Source organism: Aquirhabdus parva (assembly GCF_003351745.1).
In the GTDB taxonomy this organism is placed as follows: domain Bacteria; phylum Pseudomonadota; class Gammaproteobacteria; order Pseudomonadales; family Moraxellaceae; genus Aquirhabdus; species Aquirhabdus parva.
The window spans coordinates 2572242-2593969 of the sequence record NZ_CP031222.1 but is presented as its reverse complement, the minus strand read 5'-3'; the positions used below and the strand labels follow the sequence as shown (position 1 = coordinate 2593969).

At 47.4% G+C, this 21728-nt stretch carries 16 protein-coding genes; 10 read left to right on the top strand and 6 right to left on the bottom strand.

Translation table 11 applies throughout. The features are described 5' to 3' along the window. Window positions 1-290 precede the first annotated feature (290 nt). Genes HYN46_RS11630 through HYN46_RS11620 form a run of 3 tightly spaced genes read left to right on the top strand, consistent with a single transcriptional unit; the run spans window position 291 to window position 3747 of the window. Window positions 291-812: a sugar dehydrogenase complex small subunit gene (locus tag HYN46_RS11630; protein WP_114899538.1), complete on the top strand. Its 522-nt coding sequence runs from the start codon at window positions 291-293 to the stop codon at window positions 810-812. A gap of 2 nt (window positions 813-814) precedes the next feature. Further along, window positions 815-2425: a GMC family oxidoreductase gene (locus HYN46_RS11625; RefSeq protein ID WP_114899537.1), complete on the top strand. Its 1611-nt coding sequence runs from the start codon at window positions 815-817 to the stop codon at window positions 2423-2425. Between the two features lie 2 nt (window positions 2426-2427). Further along, complete coding sequence (locus HYN46_RS11620) at window positions 2428-3747, top strand: c-type cytochrome (protein ID WP_114899536.1); 1320 nt, start codon at window positions 2428-2430, stop codon at window positions 3745-3747. 88 nt (window positions 3748-3835) lie between these two features. Here the strand turns inward: HYN46_RS11620 and HYN46_RS11615 are convergent, their stop codons facing one another. Next, window positions 3836-4912: an alpha/beta hydrolase gene (locus HYN46_RS11615; RefSeq protein WP_162818176.1), complete on the bottom strand. Its 1077-nt coding sequence runs from the start codon at window positions 4910-4912 to the stop codon at window positions 3836-3838. Between the two features lie 297 nt (window positions 4913-5209). Here HYN46_RS11615 and grpE point away from each other — a divergent pair, with 297 nt between their 5' ends. The 3 genes from grpE to HYN46_RS11600 all read left to right on the top strand — a co-directional run bounded on the left by grpE (window position 5210) and on the right by HYN46_RS11600 (window position 9311). Then, window positions 5210-5743, top strand: a complete 534-nt coding sequence (grpE, locus tag HYN46_RS11610; RefSeq protein WP_114899534.1) for a nucleotide exchange factor GrpE — start codon at window positions 5210-5212, stop codon at window positions 5741-5743. 236 nt (window positions 5744-5979) lie between these two features. Further along, complete coding sequence (gene dnaK, locus HYN46_RS11605; protein WP_114899533.1) at window positions 5980-7896, top strand: molecular chaperone DnaK; 1917 nt, start codon at window positions 5980-5982, stop codon at window positions 7894-7896. A 173-nt stretch (window positions 7897-8069) separates the two neighbouring features. After that, entirely contained in the window at window positions 8070-9311 is a 1242-nt protein-coding gene (locus HYN46_RS11600) for an MdfA family multidrug efflux MFS transporter (protein WP_114899532.1), read from the top strand. Between the two features lie 223 nt (window positions 9312-9534). Here HYN46_RS11600 and HYN46_RS11595 read toward each other — a convergent pair whose 3' ends face one another. Continuing rightward, window positions 9535-10236, bottom strand: coding sequence for a fatty acid desaturase CarF family protein (locus HYN46_RS11595; RefSeq protein WP_114899531.1), 702 nt, complete (start codon window positions 10234-10236; stop codon window positions 9535-9537). A 162-nt stretch (window positions 10237-10398) separates the two neighbouring features. Next, the gene (locus HYN46_RS11590; RefSeq protein ID WP_114899530.1) at window positions 10399-11274 is read right to left on the bottom strand and encodes an SDR family NAD(P)-dependent oxidoreductase; all 876 of its coding nucleotides are present in this window, start codon (window positions 11272-11274) and stop codon (window positions 10399-10401) included. Window positions 11275-11469: 195 nt separating this feature from the next. On the opposite strand from HYN46_RS11590, the gene HYN46_RS11585 reads away from it, so the two are divergent. Continuing rightward, window positions 11470-12243 carry a TetR/AcrR family transcriptional regulator gene (locus HYN46_RS11585; RefSeq protein ID WP_114899529.1) on the top strand — a complete coding sequence of 258 codons (774 nt, stop codon included), beginning with the start codon at window positions 11470-11472 and terminating at the stop codon, window positions 12241-12243. Between the two features lie 10 nt (window positions 12244-12253). Here HYN46_RS11585 and HYN46_RS11580 read toward each other — a convergent pair whose 3' ends face one another. Further along, complete coding sequence (locus HYN46_RS11580) at window positions 12254-13753, bottom strand: aminotransferase-like domain-containing protein (protein ID WP_114899528.1); 1500 nt, start codon at window positions 13751-13753, stop codon at window positions 12254-12256. Window positions 13754-13921: 168 nt separating this feature from the next. Here HYN46_RS11580 and HYN46_RS11575 point away from each other — a divergent pair, with 168 nt between their 5' ends. The 3 genes from HYN46_RS11575 (at window position 13922) to HYN46_RS11565 (ending at window position 17079) form a co-directional block, all read left to right on the top strand. After that, window positions 13922-14164 carry a DUF2917 domain-containing protein gene (locus HYN46_RS11575; RefSeq protein WP_114899527.1) on the top strand — a complete coding sequence of 81 codons (243 nt, stop codon included), beginning with the start codon at window positions 13922-13924 and terminating at the stop codon, window positions 14162-14164. A 36-nt stretch (window positions 14165-14200) separates the two neighbouring features. Beyond that, window positions 14201-15376 carry a benzoate/H(+) symporter BenE family transporter gene (locus tag HYN46_RS11570; protein ID WP_114899526.1) on the top strand — a complete coding sequence of 392 codons (1176 nt, stop codon included), beginning with the start codon at window positions 14201-14203 and terminating at the stop codon, window positions 15374-15376. Window positions 15377-15579: 203 nt separating this feature from the next. Then, window positions 15580-17079 (top strand): flavin-containing monooxygenase, encoded by a 1500-nt coding sequence (locus HYN46_RS11565; RefSeq protein ID WP_114899525.1) that lies wholly within the window; start codon window positions 15580-15582, stop codon window positions 17077-17079. A gap of 74 nt (window positions 17080-17153) precedes the next feature. On the opposite strand, the gene HYN46_RS11560 is transcribed toward HYN46_RS11565, so the two are convergent. Together HYN46_RS11560 and HYN46_RS11555 are read right to left on the bottom strand one after the other, a co-directional pair. Beyond that, window positions 17154-18341: an efflux RND transporter periplasmic adaptor subunit gene (locus HYN46_RS11560; RefSeq protein WP_114899524.1), complete on the bottom strand. Its 1188-nt coding sequence runs from the start codon at window positions 18339-18341 to the stop codon at window positions 17154-17156. Next, window positions 18334-21582: an efflux RND transporter permease subunit gene (locus HYN46_RS11555; protein ID WP_114900731.1), complete on the bottom strand. Its 3249-nt coding sequence runs from the start codon at window positions 21580-21582 to the stop codon at window positions 18334-18336. The genes HYN46_RS11560 and HYN46_RS11555 overlap by 8 nt, the downstream gene beginning before the upstream one ends. Window positions 21583-21728: the final 146 nt, after the last annotated feature.

Sequence of the window (21728 nt, the reverse complement as noted above, 5' to 3'; positions counted from 1 at the left end):
ACTTCAAATGGATGGATTGCGATGTTTGATTGAAATTCTTATACGCGTGATTATGCTTGTTCAGATTATTAATATCATAATAAGTAGTGATTGTGGCGATATTATTGAGCATTAATGTTCTTAATAGGAATGGTTATCATTGTGCTGTTTAATTTGTATTTTTCATATTTAATTTATTACAAAGCTTTTGTAGATTCTGATTATCTTTTATGGTTATTTGTAAGTGGAGATTTTGTTCAACGGTTCTCAAACATAACAAGCTAATCGCCATTGTGAAAAAGGATGCCCAGATGAAAAAAAACGATGCTTCTGGAGACGCAGAAAACACTCACGACATTGCCCCCTCATCCCTTGAACCGAAGCTAAATCGACGACAGTGGTTACAAGCGACATTACTGCTTGTTGTGGGTGGCTTATCGGGTTCGGTGACCCTCCAGTCTCTCGCGGAGTCCACCAATACCGACGGATTGAGTGCATTTATGACCCTCTCCAAAGCGCTAACGGAACGGCAACAGCTTGATCCGGAAGTCGGTCAGCGCTTTCTCACTGCATTTACGCAAAACAACCTCAGCTTTCAAAGCCAACTACAGCCGCTAAGTGCTGCACTTGCTGGCGGTACGCTTGATGCCGCTCAACAAGAGCTTGCATTGCAAATATTGGAAGCATGGTATCTGGGTACAGTCAATAAACAAGTGATTACCTACGAGCAAGCCCTGATGTTCACCGTTGCAAGCGACATACTGGTGATTCGCAGCTATTGCCTGAACAAGCCCGGCTTTTGGGCTGAAAAACCAGCCACACGGAGTGTCTAATCATGAGTGATACTTTACAAGCGGATGTGGTCGTGATCGGCTCTGGTGTGGGTGGTTCCTTGGTCGCGCACAGGCTGGCACAAGCGGGGAAGTCTGTGATCTTACTTGAAGCAGGACCGCGTGTGCCGCGCTGGCAGACAGTCGAGCGATTCCGCAATCAACCCAATAAATATGATAATACCCAGTGTTACCCCTCACACGCTGCAGCACCTCATCCTGAATATGACCCACCCAACAACTACCTGATTCAAAAAGGCCCAGATCCGTTTTATCAGCAGTACTTAAGGATTGTTGGTGGCACGACATGGCATTGGGCCGGTTCTGCTTGGCGTTTTCTACCGAATGATTTTAAAGAAAAGAGTGTTTATGGCGTCGGGCGCGATTGGCCGATTCAATATGAAGATATCGAGCCGTATTATTATCAAGCCGAAGTTGAATTGGGTGTATGGGGACGTCAGGACTATGACTATGGTTCCCCCCGCTCAAAGCCTTATCCAATGGCGCCTTTACCGCTGTCGTACAATGAAAAAACGGCGATGGATATTTTAAATAGCCATGATCCTGCCTATAACATTGTGGTGGAACCGGTCGCACGGAATAGCCGACCTTATGACGGGCGCCCGACATGCTGTGGTAATAATAACTGTATGCCGATCTGTCCGATTGGAGCGATGTACAGCGGTATCGTTCATGCTGAAAAAGCTGAGCAAGCAGGTGCGAAGTTGATCGCAGAAGCGGTAGTTTATAAGCTTGAAGTGGGTGCGAAGAATAAGATTGTCGCGGCGCTGTATAAAGACCCACAAGGCGGCGAGCATCGTGTCGAAGGCAAATATTTTGTAGTTGCTGCCAATGGTATTGAAACCCCGAAACTCCTTTTGATTTCTACCAGCCATGACTTCCCCAATGGTGTGGCGAACAGCTCGGATATGGTCGGGCGTAACTTGATGGATCATCCGGGGACTGGTGTTTCATTCTATGCGAATCAGGAGCTCTGGCCGGGGCGAGGCCCGCAAGAGATGACTTCTTTGATCGGATATCGTGACGGTGCTTTTCGTGCGCAAGAGTCCGCCAAGAAGATTCATATGTCCAATATGAATAGGATTCAACAGGAGGCGCAATTTGCCTTTGAGCAAGGCAAACTATTGAAACCTGTAGAGCTAGATGCCCGCATCCGTGATCGTGCAGCGCGGTTTGTAGAGTTTGATGCCTTTCACGAAATCCTGCCCAATCCTGCCAACCGACTGGTGCCGAGTAAGACTGAGAAGGACGCGCTCGGAATTCCGCGCCCAGAAATTTATTACCAGATTGATGATTACGTCAAAAAAGGCGCGGCAAAAACCCGTGAGTTTTATGCGACGGCGGCCAAAGTGATGGGAGGTACCGAAGTCAAATTTAATGATGAATTTCAGCCGAATAATCACATCACTGGCGCGACCATCATGGGCAGTGATCCTAAAGATTCTGTGGTGGATGGACAGTGCCGTACTCATGATCATCCCAATCTGTTTATTTCCAGTAGCTCGACCATGGCGAGTGTCGGGACGGTGAATGTCACCTTGACGATCGCGGCACTTGCTATCCGTATTGCTGATACCATCAAGCAGGAGGTCTGATCATGAAGAAAATTCTGACTTATGTCTTTTTCTTGGTCATTCTGGCGTTGGTGGTGATTGGCGTGGTGCTACTCACTGCCAAAGCCAGTCCGCTGACAGGCGACGTTCCCAATGATTCTGCCTTGGTTCAACGCGGGGCCTACTTGGCTGTGGCGGGCGACTGTGTGGCTTGTCATAGCACGGCGAAAGGCCAGCCCTTTGCGGGTGGTTTGAAGATGCCGATTCCCATGCTCGGCAATATTTACTCCAGTAATATCACCCCTGATCCAAAAACGGGGATTGGCAACTGGACTCTGGCTGAGTTTGATCGCGCTTTGCGCTATGGGGTGGGTAAGGATGGTAAACGTCTTTATCCTGCGATGCCGTATGCATCGTACGCCAAGATCACTGATGATGATGCTAAAGCACTATATGCCTACTTTAAATACGGTGTGCCAGCGGTCAATCAGGATATTCCGAAGAGTACGATTCCTTGGCCGTTTAGCATTCGCTGGCCTGTACAGTTCTGGAACGTATTATTTGCGCCGACCAAATCCTATGAGGTTAAAACCAACCAAAGCCCAGAGTGGAATCGGGGTGCGTATCTGGTTCAAGGTTTAGCACACTGCGGAACTTGTCATACGCCGCGCGGCCTATTCATGCAAGAAAAAGCCATGGATGAGACAGGGCACGACTTTCTCGCCGGTTCAATCCTTGCGGGTTGGGATGCGCCCAATATCACTGCGGATACCAATGCTGGCATTGGAGGCTGGACACATTCACAGCTGACCCAATACCTGCAAACGGGGAGTGTCCCGAATATCGCTCAAGCAGGCGGCCCGATGGGAGAAGCTGTCGAGCATAGTTTCTCTAAACTGTCAGATGCCGATATTGCTGCGATTGCAACTTATATCCATAGTGTTCCCGCTATAGGGGATGGCAGTACTCGGCCACGCTATGCATGGGGGATTGCTAGTAAAGATGACGTCGCGCTTCGCGGTGTGGCTTTGAAAGTCGTGAGTGATCCTGCCAGTATTTATTTGGGTGCTTGTGCCAGTTGCCATCAAGCGAATGGTTTGGGATCAGTCGATCATTATTATCCATCACTGGTACATAACTCGACTGTCGGTGCATCTAATCCGAATAACTTGATTCAGATCATCTTGCATGGTTTGCAGCGTAAGACCAATACTCAAGATGATATCGGTATGCCGGCCTTTAAAAATGATTTGTCCGATGCGCAGATTGCATCGTTGACCAATTATCTGACTAAGCAATTTGGGAATCCCAATGCAAAACAGGCGACGGAAAAAGATGTGAAGAAGCTGAGAAGCTTGGAATAAAAATCTGGCATAGTGTTTAATGAAAAAGCCCAATCTTATGATTGGGCTTTTTTAAATCTACAGTTTACTGACGCATTGGTACGGAGGATTAAATTTTACCATCCAATAATGCACGGAAATCTTTCGCCATTTTGACAGTCGCTTGATAGGCGGCTTTATTGATTGATGTGATATTGATAAAGCCATGTCCCTGACCCTCAACACGATGGGCGACACAGTGAGAGCCAGCTTCGTTCAATCTGACCGCGTACATTTCACCCTCATCACGTAAGGTGTCGAGTTCAGCAGTAACCAATAGTGCAGGAGCAAGCCCTGCTAGATTACCCGCCATTGGGGTAACCAGCGCATCTTTTAAACTATACTTACTGTTTCTGAGGTAAGACTCTTTTGCATTATCCATATCGGTGCGGGATAGGAATAGACCTGAACCATAAGTGTCATGGCTTGGATAGTGGTGGAGCAAGTCCACCACAGGGTAAATCAGGAGCTGAGCAGCAGGTGCATAAGGTTTGCCTACGGTTTCCTGATTGACGACGGTTGAAATGTTTCCGCCTGCACTGTCACCGCCTACGCCGATTTTCTTGGCATCGACACCTAATTCTTTGGCGTGTTCATAAGCCCATTTTAAAGCATCCACACAGTCTTCAATCGCGGCTGGGGCTGGGTGTTCTGGTGCCAATCGATAGTCGATGCTCAAGACATGGACATTCGCTTCCTTGCAGAACAAACGACAAGGTTCATCATGGGTATCAATATCACCGACAACAAAACCACCGCCGTGAAAAAATACCAAGAGCGGTAGTGGAGAAGTATTTTTGCCAGCAGGGATATAGTGGCGAACCTTTAACTCACCGCTACGGCTTGGAATCGTGAAGTCTTTGGTGCTGCCAACTGGTGTCGGTGTGCCAATGATAGAGGCCATTTCTTTACGGAAGTGTCGGCGGCTCTTTTCTGGGTTATGACCAATCAAGTCGGCATTGTTGATTAAGTTACGTACGGCAAGAAGCATCTGTAGATGTGAATCGAGGGTCGGGTGCTGGTTATCAAAACCTAAGACTTTTGCCAGTGCACGTTGACTAAATGCTGGCAATCGCGCGGTCAGTCGAGCGGTGGTGCCCTGTAATTTTTCCGCACGCGCGATAACTTGATTGATTAGTTTTGCCACTTTGCTCTCCCGCAATTTTGGGTGGTGTGCATTGCTCACCGAAATTGAATTTTTCAAACATAAAGCGGCGCTATATTGCGCTTGATCGATAGGTTTTGACAAACAATTTGCACGCTGTAGTCAGTTTTCGTTCGTTTTTAGGGTAAAAATTGATGATTTATGGATTATTTGCCTTGAATTATACGTATCAAACCCAACCCATTTGACATGATTTCATATCACACCGTGCGGTCGGCACTTCGCACCGCACGCTTACGTTGTTTTTATTATTTTAGTTTTTTATTCAAGAGGTTTGTTATGTCTCAGTCACAAACTCCCGAAAGCACAGTAGATGTTGATGTTGCAGCAGAACAAGCTGCAGTTGAAGATACAAATGTTCAGCAAGATCCTGAAGTACTGCTTGCCAAGATTGCTGAACTTGAAGCGCAGGTTAAAGATGTACAGGCACGTGCCAATGCCGATATGTATAACTTTCAGAAGCGTGTTGAACGTGAAACCGATAATGCCAAGAAATATGCATTAGAGAAATTTGCTGGCAGCTTGCTGGATGTCGTGGATAACCTAGAGCGTGCTATCGCTGCTGCGCCTGCAGATAGTAATCAAGGGTTATTGGACGGCGTGCAACTGACGCATAAAGCGTTGTTAACCACCCTTGAAAAACACCATATCAGCGTCATTGATCCAGCAGGTCAAGCATTCAATGCTGATCAGCATCAAGCCGTGGGTATTGATCCAAATGCGCCAGAAGGCCAAGTCGGAAATGTATTGCAAAAAGGCTATAGCTTGTCGGGTCGATTACTTCGCCCTGCGATGGTCACTGTAGGTCAGTAAGGTTTTAGGCGTTGATTAACGTCAGTTTTTGCTAGAGAAGTGTGACAGGTCGTATGAGTTTAAGTTTTTAAAGTTAATCAATTTTTTAATAATATTTATTGATTAGCCTTGAAAAACAACGCAAGAGACGCATATTCAATAGCACATGCAGCGCTGCTGCCAAACAAATGAATTTAACAATGGTTTAGCTAGGCTAACTATTGTTAACCAAACAATTTTAGAGAAGGAGCAATAACGTGGGTAGAATTATTGGTATTGACTTAGGTACAACCAACTCATGTGTCGCTGTGATGGAAGGCGACAAAGTAAAAGTTATTGATAACGTTGAAGGCGCACGTACAACGCCATCGATCGTTGCATACAAAGATTCAGAAATTCTGGTGGGTCAAAGCGCAAAACGCCAAGCGGTCACCAACCCAAAAAATACCTTGTTCGCGATCAAACGTTTGATCGGTCGTCGTTATAGCGATGACGTGGTTCAAAAAGATATCGGCATGGTGCCATACAAAATCGTGCAAGCTGAAAACGGCGACGCATGGGTAGATGTCAATGGTAAAAAATTGGCACCTCAACAAGTTTCTGCTGAAATCTTGAAAAAGATGAAGAAAACTGCAGAAGAATACTTAGGCGAGCCAGTGACTGAAGCGGTGATTACCGTTCCAGCATACTTCAACGATGCACAGCGCCAAGCAACTAAAGACGCAGGTCTGATTGCGGGTCTAGATGTTAAACGTATTATCAACGAACCAACTGCTGCAGCACTTGCATTCGGTATGGACAAGCGTGAAGGCGACCGTAAAATCGCGATTTATGACTTGGGTGGTGGTACTTTTGACGTATCGATTATTGAGATTGCTGATGTTGATGGCGATCAACAGTTTGAAGTATTGGCAACCAACGGTGATACATTCCTCGGTGGTGAAGACTTTGACTTACGTCTGATCGACTTCTTGGTTGATACTTTCAAAACTGAACAAGGTGTGAATCTGAAAAATGATCCACTCGCATTGCAACGTCTGAAAGAAGCAGCTGAGAAAGCCAAGATCGAACTCTCTTCAGCACAAAGCACTGAAGTGAACTTGCCTTACATCACTGCTGATGCAACCGGTCCAAAACACTTGGTCGTGACCATCACCCGTGCAAAATTGGAAGGTCTGGTTGAAGATCTGATCGCACGTACCATTGAGCCATGTAAGATTGCATTGAAAGATGCTGGCTTGACTGCAAACGACATCGCTGACGTGATTTTGGTTGGTGGTCAAACCCGTATGCCGAAAGTGATCGACAAAGTTAAAGAGTTCTTCGGCAAAGAGCCACGTAAAGACGTGAACCCCGATGAAGCCGTGGCAATTGGTGCTGCAATTCAAGGTGCGGTTCTGTCAGGCGACAAGAAAGACGTGTTGCTTCTTGACGTGACCCCATTGACCCTGGGTATCGAAACCATGGGCGGTGTGTTGACCCCGATCATTGAAAAGAACACCATGATTCCAACCAAGAAATCACAAGTGTTCTCGACTGCGGATGACAACCAGCCTGCAGTAACCATTCAAGTTTACCAAGGTGAACGTAAAATGGCTGCGCAGAACAAGTCACTCGGCCGTTTCGATCTGACCGACATTCCACCAGCACCACGTGGTCTGCCACAAATCGAAGTGACCTTCGACATCGATGCGAACGGTATCTTGAACGTGTCGGCAAAAGATAAAGGTACTGGCAAAGCGCAAAGTATCCAGATCAAAGCCAACTCAGGTTTGTCGGATGAAGAAATCCAACAAATGATTCGTGATGCTGAAGCGAATGCAGAAGAAGACAAGAAATTTGTTGATCTGGCTGCAGCGCGTAACGAAGCGGATCAACTCGTTCACGGCACTCAAAAAGCAGTGAAAGACTTGGGCGACAAAGTTACCGAAGATGAGAAAAAAGCCATCGATGCGGCTATCGATGAACTAGAAACAGCGACCAAAGACAATGATATCGATGCGATCAAAGCGAAAATCGAAGCACTGTCTGCAGTCTCTATGCCATTGATGCAACGTGTGTATCAAGAAGCTGAAGCAGCTCAGCCACAAGGTGGCGAAGCGCCTGCAGGACATGCGCATGATGACGGCGTTGTGGATGCAGAGTTCACCGAAGTGAAAGAAGATAAGAAGTAATTCTTAAGTTCTTTAACTGAAATAAAAAAAACGCTCCGTGAGGGGCGTTTTTTTTATGGTAGAGAATACTGATTAAATATTCATGTGTTTTCATAGGACTTATACAAAGCTGTAATTTGAACAGACTATAATGCCGACCAAACAGTAAAACTTAAAATGATTAGAAGTCCTGCATGCAAAAAATATCCACCCTCAATCGCAAAACGCTGATGTTTCCACTGGCGATTGTACTCTTTGAGTTTTGTACATATATCGCCAATGACATGATCCAACCCGGCATGATTGCCGTGATTAGGGAATATCACGCTGGTGTTGAGTGGGTGGCGCGTTCACTTACGGCTTATCTGATCGGCGGCACGTTGATTACTTGGCTACTGGGTCCTTTGTCTGATCGGATAGGACGTCGTCCTGTGATGATCTTTGGTGCTGCCGTTTTTGCGCTTTCCTTATTGCTTATTCTGTTCTCGTGGAATATCGAAACGTTTATGTTGTGGCGCATCGTGCAGGGCATGGGGCTGTGCTATATCTTGGCAGTGGGCTACGCCGCCATTCAGGAAGGCTTTGAAGAAAAGGCTGCTGTGAAAGTCATGGCGATGATGGCAAACGTTGCACTACTGGCACCGCTGGTAGGACCTGTATTAGGTGCGGCCGTGGTATCGGTCTGGTCATGGCAAGTCAGCTTTGTGCTTATAGCTGTAGTCGTTGTACTGAGCGTTATCGCGCTCTATTTTCATATGCCGGAAACCATGATCGTGGATAAGACTAAACCGGCGTCTCCAATTTCCTTTAAAGCGATTTGGACTGACTATCGTACGCTCTTGGCCGAGCCTGCCTTTGTCAAAGCAGCAGCCTGTATGTCGCTGTTTGGCGTACCGCTCATCGTTTGGATCGGGCTGTCACCCGTCATCCTGATCAAAGATGCAGGCATGACACCAATGGAGTACGGTCTGTGCCAAATCCCCGTGATTGGGGCACTGGTGGTGGGTAATGTGCTGCTGATGAAAGTCACGGATCGTTGGCCGATTGCACGTCCCGTGCAGTGGTCCCCTTATTTCGTGGCGTTGGGATTGGTATTGACTGCGCCTGTGTTTGTCTTTCCTGAACATGCAGCATGGTTTATTACGCTCGGTATGACTTGTTTCGCGTTTGCACAGGGCTTTGCCTTTGCTGTGGTGTATCGCTTTGTCATGACGTCATCACCGCAAGGAGCGGGTGTCATGGGGGCTGCCGTGGGCATGGTCTTGATGGCGGGTTATGCGCTCGAGCTTGAGCTTGCGGCATGGTTGTACTACCGCTATGCGGGACAAGGGCTGTTTGTGATGCTACTGATCTTCTGCATATTTTTCTTTATCTTGTTGCCGGGCGTGATCAAGCGGGCGGTACTGCAACGTGAACCAACGGATATTACGCATTAAGCGAAGACGAATTATCTTGACTTCGTGGGGTATTGCTTCTAATGTTCGCCCCGAGTCCTTGAGCCGACTCGTATATTCTAATTCTGCGGGCTTTATTTTATAGAGTCATCAGGCGAGGATCTTGGCTGGGGTGGGAAACCGCTACACCTAGACGTTAGAATGCCAAAAGCCGAACAGCAATGTTCGGCTTTTGTGCATCTGGCGATTGGATTTGGGTTTGGCGCTAGTTGGGCTCAAGTCCGGAGCGATCCATCTTGCCTTGTTGTTTAAAGTAGTTAAAGATGATGTTAACGGCAGGGTTGGACCAGCCATTGATGGTCGCAAAGTCACGATCCAGAGTCGCATGATGGATGTCGTGCATGGTGGGGGTCATGAGGAGTGTAGTCTTACGCATGGCATGGATGATCCATGGATTATCATCACGATGCAGCGTACCATGGAAATACTGCGTCAAAATCATCCCCAGCAACAAGACATCCAAGCCCACCAACAACCAACTGGGTAATGTCCATAACGAGCAGACGATATTGAGTAGTACCGACAATGGGAAGACAAAGACCATAATCGAGGTGGTTTGATAGATAAAGCTACGACGACCGAGTGCCAGTGGGCGAGGATGATGGTTTTTGAAGTCAAAGACGACGCGTTCAAAGAAGCTGATACGGGCCATCGCAGCGCGGCGCATTGAGAGGTATTCTTCGGACTCCCGCGAACCTTCATAAAAAAATAACTGACCGAGTCCGACATTTTCCGTACAAGGACGATAATCCATATACATATGGATTACCCCCGATAAGGCATCTGCCAGATACCATGCGATTAGAGCTGCGGGGATGATCTTCCAGTCAAACGACATAAAGCCCAGCCACGCAAAATTGAGCGCAACACTGCTGAAAAAGATAACAAAAGCGATGCGTCTTAACATGGCTTTACAGCTCTGATGTAAAAAGGTCTATGAGGTGCAATGCTAAAAGTACGTTGGTACTTATGGTGGCTTATATCGCCACTTCTTGTTTTAGTATAAACGAATAAAGCCGAACAGAGTGTTCGGCTTTATTCAGTTTTTAGTGCTTTTATTGAGCAAATATTACGAAGACAGTTTTTTTGCTTTCGCTTTTTTCGAGGCACTCAGGCGCGCTTGGAGTTTGGTAACCGTACCAAATACCTTTTGATAGCCTTGTGGCATGATACGTTGCATCAGATCAAGGATTTTTGCATCGTTACCAATGAGCAAGCGACGTTGATTATGACGTACGGCATTCAGGATTTGACGTGCTGCTTCTTCTGGAAGGATACGCAGCATTTTGTCAAAGTCTTTGATGCTCTTTTGCGCATTCATACCGAGGGTGCTCAAGCTGTCGCTCATGCGTGCCGATTTTGCGATGTTGGTGCGGATACCACCAGGGTGTACACAGGTCGAGCTTACACCAAGTTTTTGCATGTCCAATTCTTGGCGTAAGGATTCGGTAAAGCCGCGAACCGCGAATTTACTGGCGTTGTATGCACTTTGCGTTGGCTGTGCTGTGAGACCGAAGAGGCTAGAGATATTGATAATATGACCATCCCCACTTTGTTTCAGTAGTGGTAAGAATTCTTTGGTGCCGTAAACCACGCCCCAGAAGTTGATGTCCATCATCCACTCGAGGTCTTTATAGCTCATGCCTTCCACAGTGCTGCCCATGGCAACGCCTGCATTATTGAAGATGAGGTTAACTTGACCGTGTTTTGCAACGGTTTCTTTCGCCCAAGCAGCAACTTGTGCCTGATCTGACACATCAACTTTTTGTGTGGTAACATTGATTTTAAATGGCTTAACCAATTCTACAGTAGCGGCAAGACCTGCTTCGCTGACATCAGACAGGGAGAGGTTACACCCTTCTTTTGCGAGAAGAACCGCCAGTTGTTGTCCAATACCTGAGCCTGCGCCGGTAATGGCGGCAACTTTGCCTTTAAAGTTTTTCATAGCTTAAAATCCTGTCTGTATTGATTCTTAAGTTTAGTATGCGGCGGTTATTATCGCTGGTCGCCACTATAAGTTTGACAACTACTATTGTCAATATGAATATTTGTTGTTTGCATTGGCGTGATACAATTAAAAAATGATGTCTAACATCAAACCCATTTTAATAGGACTACTTTACCGATAGAAGGTGCGGGCATGAGTCATTCTGCTGCAGAAAATGAGCAAACCACTGTGACAGATTTATCCACGGAAGCTAAAGAGGCTAATGCCGCGGCAACGACGACCAAGCGTCGCAGTTTTAAAGGCATGAGCTTGGAAGAGCGTCAGGCAGAACGCCGTGAGCGTTTAATGGAAGCGGGGCTGCAAGCTTATGGCACGCAAGGCTTCTTCTCGGTGACTGTGCGTGATATTTGCATCGAAGCCAAGCTGACCGAGCGCTATTTCTATGAGTCCTTCAAAAACAGCGAAGCGCTCTTTGATGCGATTTATATGCGTCTCATTGAGGAGTTGCAGCAGCGCATCATGACAGCGGTCATGCAAGCAGCACCAGACCCACGCATGATGATTCAGTTGGGATTAACCGCATTCTTTCAATTGCTGCGTGATGAGCAACGTGTGACGCGGATTTTGTTCATTGATGCAATTCTGGTTCATGAGAATGATGGCGCCAGTATCTATAAAGCGGTGAAACGTTTTGATGTCATGACGCAGTCGTTTATTGCCCTGATGGTACCGCGTGCTCAAGAGTATATGGCACTCGTATCATTGATCTCGACGGGACTGACTGGCTATGTGTCTCACCTTGCAACACGCTGGGCGATTGGTGGATTCAAAGAACCGATGGATGATGTGCTGAATGCCTGCATGGTGATCTATGAGGCGCTGTTGCTCAGCATCGAACAGTCCGGTAAAAATGCCACCGACTTCTGGAAGATGCAAAAGCAAACCAGCTATAAGGCGAAGTCATAATCAGCCGAGCTTATTCCATACAGCGCTGACTGAGTTCCCCCAGTTGCTTTAACGCGTGTTCAATCTGTGGTGTCCATAAGTCACCACAATTGATACGCAAGTGATGATCGAATCGCTCACTGGTTGAGAATAAACAGCCGGGCATGGTGAAAATGCCTGCGGCCAAAGCCAAATCAAACAGCTTCAAGGTATTACAGGGCTTGGGTAGCTCGACCCAGAGCAGGTATCCCCCGCGTGGACGAGAGAGGCATGTTCCTCTAGGGAAGTAGCGCTCTATCGCTTCAGAGACGCGGCGAATCTGCAACTGGAACGCTTCACGGAGATGACGTAAATGATGGTCATAACCGCCTGTTTCCATAAAGCGCGCAAGGGCAATTTGATAGAGTGATGTGGTGGCAACACTACTGGTAAATTTCAGATGAGTAATTTCCTGTTGCCAACGTCCTGCAGCAACCCAGCCGATACGAAAACCGGGGGCAATCGTCTTCGTGAATGAACTACACAGCATGACGTTGCCAGTTTTATCCCATGCTTTGAGCGGTCTTGGCCGATGATGCTCGAAGTACAACTCACCGTAAATGTCATCCTCAATGATGGGAATCCTCCGTTCCTCCATTAATTCCGCAACATATTGCTTATCACTATCGGACATCACGCTACTCAGCGGATTTTGAATCGTTGGCATGATGATCAGCGCTTTGACTTGTCCTTTAAGTCGAGTCGCTAGTTCCAGTGCGTCAACTGAAATGCCATCTCGTGCACTCGTTGGGATTTCAAGCGCCTTGAGCCCCAAACTTTCAATAATTTGTAAGATGCCAAAATAAATCGGTGACTCAACAGCAACGGTATCTCCGCGTTGGGTCACTGCTCGCAAGCACAGATTGAGCGCTTCCATGGCACCCACGGTCACAATAATCTCTTCAGGTTTGAGCAATACGGAATAATGCGCATAGCGTCTGATGATCTGGGTGCGTAATTCAGGATGCCCCATACTCATGTCGTAATTGCCGATTGCTTCAAGCATAGTCCGGTTATTGGCGGTCAATAACTTGCGCAAGCGGCTGACAGGAAATAGCACATGATTGGGCGAAGCGGCGCCGAGCTGCACAAGATTCGGACGGCTGGCCGCACTGATCACGCGCATGATGGTTTTACTCAACGCTACTTCGCTGGCCGCTTCGGTTACCGTCGTATTCCGTGGTTCTTTTAAGAGGAGCGATTTGGCTCGAACGTAGTAGCCTGATTTTGGACGCGCTTCGATTAATCCTAAGTTTTCTAGATAGCGTAGCGCCGTCAATGCGGTCACTGGACTGGATTGCTCTTGCTCCGCCAGCATGCGTACCGAAGGCAAGCGGCTACCACTGGGAAAGGCTCCCTGTTCAATCAGTTGCTGTAAACGTGCCGCCAGTTGCCGGTAGCGTGGTGTCGCATCCTCTAAATCCGTCGCGGTCTCACCCAGATTAAACGTAGCGGGGAGGGGGATTGGAGACGGTTTATTAAATGCGTTCATCACAATTGCTCTGGTTTAAGTTCAGGATGAAATACAGTAGTCACCTTGAGGGACAGTAACAGATATATCATTTTTATAACTGTACTAGGTACAAAAAAAATTATCTATATCTGTTTCTATTGTTTTGTAAATTAGACAATAGCGTCTTCAATACAATAAGGAGTGACGATGATGCAGCACGCATTAAGTCAGCAGCCAATCCGCATCGAAAACGGTCAATATCAGTCTATCCAGTGTGTAGATGGTACGGTGTGGCTAACCTGTGCAAACGATGACCATGATTACTTCCTGACTGCAGGTGAGTCTTTTAATTTGAGTCGCTGTGAAGGCGTGGTGCTTTCTGGTATCGAAAAAAATACTGTTGCTAACTTGCAAGACTTGGCTGTGATTCCCGAGTACGCTATTGTCTAACTATCTGGTTCATCTATGAAAGAGCTTCACCCTGTCATGTCCATCCTTAAAGATTTTTCTGTTTCAACGGTCGCAGCAGGATTTGTAACCGTACTCGTTGGCTTTACCAGTTCAGCGGTCATTATTTTTCAGGCGGCACAGGCACTAGGAGCCAGTCCCGCTGAAATTGCGTCGTGGATTTGGGCACTGGGCATCGGCATTGGCGTGACCTCCTTTGGCTTATCGCTGTACTACAAGATGCCGGTTGTGACCGCCTGGTCTACGCCGGGTGCAGCACTCCTGATTAGTAGTGCCAGTGGACTGAGTATGGCTGAAGCTATCGGTGGTTTTTTGATTTCAGCAGGTCTGATTATTCTGACTGGGTTTTCGGGACTCTTTGAACGTACCATGCGCAAAATTCCCATTTCAATTGCGTCAGCGATGCTCGCCGGAATCTTGATTAAATTCGGCATGAATGTCTTTGTTGCAATGACATCGCAATTCGTGATGGTGTTTGGCATGTTCTTGGTCTATTTGTTTGCCAGACGTTTTCAGCCGCGCTATGCCGTTATGCTGACTTTACTCGTCGGTGTCATTTATGCAGGCTTTGCCAATCTACTGACTTTTAATGTCGTGCAATTTCAGTTCGCATCGCCGATTTGGATCATGCCCGTATTTAGTATGCAATCATTGGCGATCGGATTACCTTTATTTATCGTGACCATGACCTCACAGAATATTCCTGGCGTGTCGGTACTGCGTGCTTCTGGCTATCATGCGCCAATTTCACCAATCATGGGCTGGATTGGGATTGTGAATGCTGTGCTAGCACCTCTAGGGGCTTTTGCGTTGAATCTGGCAGCAATTACCGCTGCAATCTGTACGGGGCGTGAAGCTCATGAAGATTCGCATAAGCGCTATACCGCAGCGCTTTCTGCTGGAATCCTGTATGTTTTGATTGGTATCTTTGGGGCAACGATTACCTCGTTATTTCTCGCGTTTCCTCATGAGTTGATCTTGGCGATTGCAGGTCTTGCGCTATTTGGTACGGTTGCCAATGGTCTTGCGACGGCATTGCATCAAGAGGCAGAGCGTGAAGCGGCACTGATTACGTTTCTTGTGACCGCATCAGGTATAACTCTATGGGGAATTGGTGCTGCATTTTGGGGGTTATTGGCGGGAATTATTGCGCTGGTGATTAGTCGTTATCGCAAAGTGATCCAGATTGCTTAGAAAAGATGTGTCTTGATATGGTTCACTGGGCAGATAATGGAAATAAGTCCTAGAAATTTAAATAATTTAATAATTTGATTTAGATCAAGTTTGATGTCAAATTGCAATGAAATTGGAGTTTTTGCTCTAATTGACATTGACTATTGTCAACTTTGTGGCTATGTTAGCGGCTCGTTTTTAAATAGATAGATTTCGGGTGACTCATGAGCCAGCAGCATTTTGACATTTTAATCGTAGGCGCGGGCATTTCGGGGATTGGCGTTGCGTGTCATTTATCACGCGAATGTCCAAAAAAGAGTATTGCCATTTTGGAACGCCGTCAAGCGATTGGCGGAACTTGGGACTTGTTCCGATACCCAGGTATTCGCTCAGACTCTGATATGTCGACCTTTGGTTATCATTTTAAACCATGGACAGAATCTAAAGTTTTGGCTGATGGCGAATCAATCCGTAACTACGTCAATGAAACTGCTGAAGAGTACGGCATTAAAAAGAAAGTTCACTTTGGTCGTCATGTTAAGCAAGCCTCTTGGTCTTCTAAGCAAAAGCTGTGGACCCTAACGGTTCATAATGAAGCGACGAACAAAAACGAGAAGTGGACTGCGAATTTCTTGCTCGGTTGTACAGGCTACTATAACTACGACGCGGGTTATAGCCCAGAGTTCCCAGATCAAGATAAATTCAAGGGTCAGCTCATTCATCCTCAGCATTGGCCAGAAAACCTTGATTACACCGGTAAGCGTGTCGTGATCATTGGTAGTGGTGCCACCGCCATTACTCTGGTGCCTTCTATGGCCGGTACTGCTGGACATGTGACCATGCTTCAGCGTTCGCCGACTTATATCGCTGCAGTCCCATCGATCGATTTTGCATATGATGCGATGAAAAAAGTATTGCCATCAAAAGTCGCCTTTGGTTTGACCCGTGCACGTAATATCGGATTACAACGTGCGATCTATCGTTTGTCACAAAAGAATCCAAAAGCAGTACGTCGCTTATTGCTTGCTGCAGTTAAGCACCAAGTCGGGAAAGACGTTGACATGCGTCATTTCTCACCAAGTTATAATCCTTGGGATGAGCGCTTGTGTGTGGTTCCAGACGGTGACTTGTTCAAGGTCCTTAAAAATGGCTCTGCCAGCATCGAAACGGATCATATTGAACGTTTCACAGAAACCGGTATTTTACTGAAATCAGGCAAAACGCTGGAAGCAGATATCATCGTCTCTGCAACAGGTTTGAATGTGCAGATGCTCGGTGGTACTGAGGTGATTGTGGATGGTGAAAAACTAAATCCGAATGATCATTTGATGTATCAAAGCATTATGGTTGAGGGTGTACCCAATGCTGCCTTGATCGTTGGTTATACCAATGCATCGTGGACATTGAAAGTGGATATCGCCGCTGAATATCTGTGCCGTCTGATCAACTTTATGGACAAGAAAGACTATAAAGAAGTGGTTGCACGTGATCTCGTCGGTTACAAAACCGAAGATACCGTGATGGGTAGTATCCATGCGGGCTATATCCGCCGTGCCGCAAGCACGTTGCCACGTCAGGGTTCACAAGCACCGTGGATTGTTTTGAACAATTATCTGGCTGACCGTGTGACGCTACGGAAGAGCACGTTTGAAGACGGTATCTTGAGCTTCGATGGTCGCGTGCCAAAAGCAAAGAAAGGTCTGTTTAAATTCTTGGGTAAATAATCCCTCACTGTAGAGATAAAAAAACAGCACCAATAGGTGCTGTTTTTTATGGATTAGAGTCAAAACAGCTGTGATTAGGCTTTCGTGTCAGGCTTTGGCGCTGTAGCAATTTTGACGCTATCACCTGCAGCGAGGCCATCAGGTGGATTGCTGATCACGCGATCAGTTGCTGCAAGTCCTGATCCCACCACAATGAATTTGCCGGCATCACGAGCAATGGTGATGGTCTTAAACACAACATGGTTATTCTGATCAACCGTGGCAACACGTAGACCATTTTTATCAAAGAGCAAAGCGCTAGAAGGCACTTGCAGACGTGCCGCAGCTGGTGTGCTGTGCTGATCAATACTCGCATTGACGAAACCACCGGGGAGCAATAAGCCATCTGTATTATTGACTTCAAACTGCACCAACGTCGTTCCCGCATTGGCATTCACAGATTGCGAGAAGGCACTGACTTTTGCTGTGAAGGTCTGACCTTGATGGGTCGGCGTGGTCAATGTCGCTTCAGTGCCTACCTTGATTCCTGCAACGTCGCTTTGCGGGACATTCACCGAGACACGAAGTTTACGGGTATCAGAAATTTCAAATAAGGGTAAACCATTGCTGCTTGAACCATTGGCATTGATCAAGGCACCGATGTCGGTATTCCGTGCAGTCACAATGCCATCAAAGGGTGCCGTGATGTATTTAAATTTTTGCAAGGTTTGCAGACGATCAACATTTGCTTGTGCTGATTTAAGCTGCGCCAATTGTGCTGCAAGCGCACTGTTTTTCTCATCCACTTCTTGCGGAGAGGTGGCATCTGCAGGCAATGCTTTCCAGCGGCTCGCAGTTGCTTTGGCAAGGGTCAGCGCGGCTTGCGTATTGGCCATATCGGCTTTGGCCTGTGCAAGCTGTTGATCAAGATCCGGTGTTTCAATCTCAGCAATCACTTGTCCGGCTTTGACATGATCACCGATATCGACTTTCCAACTTTTCAGGTAGCCACTGGCACGTGCATAAATCTGTGCTTGAGAGTAGGCCGAAAGTTGACCAGGCAGATCCAGCGTTGCTTTGGACTGACTGTCGGCGGGTACTGTGATCGATACGGTTGGAATCGTTTGGGCTTCGGTCCAGTCTTTTAACTGTGTGCTACTTGATGCACGAGAGACCAAGCCAATGGCGACGACGAGCGCCAGCACAATTCCTGCACCTGCGCCAACAACCCCGAGTTTTTTCGATGAAATTTGTGGGATGCCCTGTGGTGATTGTTCAGACATGAGATTCTCCTTGGGTAGGAATAGCGTTGCTATCGTCGTCTTTCGACGCATTATGAGGCTTTCCGTGTTTGTCTTTACCGTGGTTGCGATGCACGAGACTGAACACGACGGGTACAAAGAGTAGGGTAGCGATAGTGGCGAAAAAGAGACCGCCAATTACGGCTCGCCCGAGGGGTGCATTTTGCTCACCGCCTTCACCGAGGCCCAACGCCATGGGCGCCATACCGATCATCATGGCCAGTGCGGTCATTAGGACCGGGCGGAAACGGACGAATCCAGCTTCAAGCGCGGCCTTGATCGGATCACCAATCTCGGCGAGTCGTTCACGGGCAAAGCTGATGACCAGAACACTGTTTGCAGTTGCGACCCCCATACACATGATTGCTCCCGTCAGTGCTGGCACAGAAAGCGTGGTATGGGTGGCAAAGAGCATCCACACAATCCCCGCAAGAGCAGCAGGCAGAGCCGTGATGATGACAAAAGGGTCGCTCCATGACTGGAAATTCACCACGATTAAAAGGTAGATCAGTACGATGGCACCAAGCAAGCCGAAAAGTAGTCCCGAGAAGGCACTATTCATGGTTTGAACCTGACCCAATAGGTAGACATTGGCGCCTTTCGGAAGCTCTTTTTTCGTGGCATCAACAACCTTTTGAATGTCAGCAGCGACCGCACCCAGATCACGCCCTTGTGTCGTGGCATAGATCTGCACTAAAGGCTGAATGTCATATTGAGAAACCACGGCATTACTGCTTGTTCGTTCAATGTCAGCCACACTACCCAGCACTTGTGGTGACGTATTAGCAGATGGACTACTTGAGGTAATGGGCAGGCTCTTCAGACTGTTTAAGGTATCAATCTGATATTGTGGGGTTTGAATCACAATCGGATACTGCACGCCATTTTGCGGATTCAACCAGAATGTCGGTGCCACCTGACTTGAGCCTGCGAGATTGACGACCAAGCTATTCGTGACATCTTTTTCTGTCAGTCCGACCAATTGCGCACGAGTACGATCCACGTTGATATTCAGCGAGGGGTTTTTCTGTGATTGCTGAATACGCACGTCGGCTATGCCTGGAATATGCTTGAGTTTTGCAAGCAAATTATTGGCGTAAACAAAGTTCGCATCCAATTTCGGACCACGAATTTGTAAATTAATCGGGGCCGGAGCACCAAAGTTTAGAATTTGGCTGATGATATCGGCAGGCACAAACGAGAAGGTCACGCCGGGATAAAGCCGAGGTAATTCTTCACGTAGCTTCTGAATGTAGTTGGCGGTTGGCTGGTGTTTCTCATTCAGAGCAATCTGAATGTCACCGTCTGAAGATCCAATGATCCCCGTATTGTTATAGACCATATTGATCCCAGATACAGGGAAACCAATGTTATCTGTCATCGTCTCCAGCTCTTTAGCGGGGATAATTTGACGGATGGTCTTTTGGATTTGTGCAAACTGACTTGCGCCATCTTCAACACGGGTACCGACGGGTAAACGTGCATGGATTAGAATTTGTCCTGAGTCCACTGTGGGGAAGAAGTTCCTGCCTAAGAAGGGGACGAGCAGGAAAGACGCCAGTACAAAGACCATAAAGCCAGTGATAAAGAGTCTGTAGTTACGCAGAGCCAAAGCCAATAAGCCATGATAAACATCACGCACGGCTTCAAAGCGTTTCTCAAAGTTGCGCTGAAAGCGAACTAAAGGGTTCTTGCTGCGTGGTAGGGTTAAGCCATGGCCGTGTTCATCAGTATAGGGTTCATGCGGTTTGAGCAGGTACTTTGCCATCGTAGGAACGAGGGTTCGCGACAGAATGAATGAACAGATCATTGCAAACATGACAGACTCAGCCATCGGCACAAACAAGAAGCGTGCGACCCCATCCAAGAAAAACATCGGCACAAACACGATACATATACAAAGGAGTGAAACAAAAGCGGGTGTTACGATCTGCGCAGCACCATCCAAGATGGCCTCTTCGGTTTGCTTACCCTGTTCAAGATGCCAGTTGATATTTTCAATGGTGACCGTCGCATCATCCACCAAAATGCCGACTGCAAGGGCCAGTCCGCCCAAAGTCATGATATTGAGCGTTTCACCGACTGTCGCCAAAAGAATTAGTGCGCCCAGAATCGAAAGCGGAATAGAGGTCGCAATAATCAGCGTAGAGCGCCAGCTTCCCAAGAACAATAAGATCATGAGACTGGTCAGGAGTGCTGCAATCGCCCCTTCGAGTACCACGCCGCTAATAGCACCACGCACAAACACAGACTGGTCACCAACGAGCGCGATCTTGAGATTCTCGGGGACGATGCTTTTAAGTGCGATGACTTGTTGCTTCACGCCATCGATCACCGCGAGAGTTGATGCTGAACCATTTTTCAGTACCGACATCAATACTGAGCGCCCGCCATCGACATGCACAATATTAGTTTGCGGCGGATTACCATCTCGTACATTGGCCACATCACGCATATAGACCATTGCGCCATTGACGTTTTTGATCGGCAGATTGGCGAGTCCTTCCAGTTCTGACGGCGCGTTATTGAGCTGAACAGCATATTCCAAACTATCGATTTTTTGGGTACCAACAGGAGTGATGAGGTTCTGTGCAGCCAGTGCATTGGCGACATCTTGCCCAGAAAGTCCACGCGCTTGTAGGGCTTTAGGGTCGAGGTCAATCTGCACTTGGCGTGTTTTACCACCAAAGGGGTAGGGTACAGATGCCCCAGCGATCGTGACGAGCTTGGTGCGGACTGTGTTTAACCCCAAATCCCCCAGATTTTGCTCAGTCAATCCAACGCCAGAAAGCGCTAACTGGATAATCGGTACGGTTGAGGCACTGTAGTTGATCACGAGCGGTGGTGTTGTGCCCGCTGGCATTTGCTTGACGATCGTTTGTGAAATTGCAGTGACCTGCGCATTAGCAGTTTGGATATTCACATTGGGTTGGAAGAAAATTTTGACGATCCCCGTGCCTGTATAGGAGTTCGCTTCGATATGCTCGATGTCATTTACGGTTGTAGTGAGCACGCGTTGATATGGCAACAGAATGCGCCCGCTCATTTGATCTGGAGGCAGACCGGTATAGTTCCATACCACTGCAATAACAGGAATTTTAATATCAGGAAAGATATCCGTCGGTGTGCGTACGGCAACCAGTGGACCGATGATCAGAAGAAGAATGGCCAATACAACGAAGGTGTAAGGCCGGTGGAGTGCGATACGAACAATTCCGAGCATAAAAGAAGACTCCAGCACAGCGGGATATGTAAAGCAAAAAATCGGTCCTTGAGCAGAACAACGACATTGAGGTAAAGCAATGACTGGCTGATCAGATCCTTCTGAAATCACCCTATGGCGCAAAAAGTCCAATGGATTTCAAACAC

Coding starts and splice junctions, on each gene's coding strand:
- HYN46_RS11630 (WP_114899538.1), top strand. CDS start 291: ATGAAAAAAAACGATGCTTCTGGAGACGCAGAAAACACTCACGACATT.
- HYN46_RS11625 (WP_114899537.1), top strand. CDS start 815: ATGAGTGATACTTTACAAGCGGATGTGGTCGTGATCGGCTCTGGTGTG.
- HYN46_RS11620 (WP_114899536.1), top strand. CDS start 2,428: ATGAAGAAAATTCTGACTTATGTCTTTTTCTTGGTCATTCTGGCGTTG.
- grpE (WP_114899534.1), top strand. CDS start 5,210: ATGTCTCAGTCACAAACTCCCGAAAGCACAGTAGATGTTGATGTTGCA.
- HYN46_RS11600 (WP_114899532.1), top strand. CDS start 8,070: ATGCAAAAAATATCCACCCTCAATCGCAAAACGCTGATGTTTCCACTG.
- HYN46_RS11595 (WP_114899531.1), bottom strand. CDS start 10,236: ATGTTAAGACGCATCGCTTTTGTTATCTTTTTCAGCAGTGTTGCGCTC.
- HYN46_RS11590 (WP_114899530.1), bottom strand. CDS start 11,274: ATGAAAAACTTTAAAGGCAAAGTTGCCGCCATTACCGGCGCAGGCTCA.
- HYN46_RS11585 (WP_114899529.1), top strand. CDS start 11,470: ATGAGTCATTCTGCTGCAGAAAATGAGCAAACCACTGTGACAGATTTA.
- HYN46_RS11580 (WP_114899528.1), bottom strand. CDS start 13,753: ATGAACGCATTTAATAAACCGTCTCCAATCCCCCTCCCCGCTACGTTT.
- HYN46_RS11575 (WP_114899527.1), top strand. CDS start 13,922: ATGATGCAGCACGCATTAAGTCAGCAGCCAATCCGCATCGAAAACGGT.
- HYN46_RS11570 (WP_114899526.1), top strand. CDS start 14,201: ATGTCCATCCTTAAAGATTTTTCTGTTTCAACGGTCGCAGCAGGATTT.
- HYN46_RS11565 (WP_114899525.1), top strand. CDS start 15,580: ATGAGCCAGCAGCATTTTGACATTTTAATCGTAGGCGCGGGCATTTCG.
- HYN46_RS11560 (WP_114899524.1), bottom strand. CDS start 18,341: ATGTCTGAACAATCACCACAGGGCATCCCACAAATTTCATCGAAAAAA.
- HYN46_RS11555 (WP_114900731.1), bottom strand. CDS start 21,582: ATGCTCGGAATTGTTCGTATCGCACTCCACCGGCCTTACACCTTCGTT.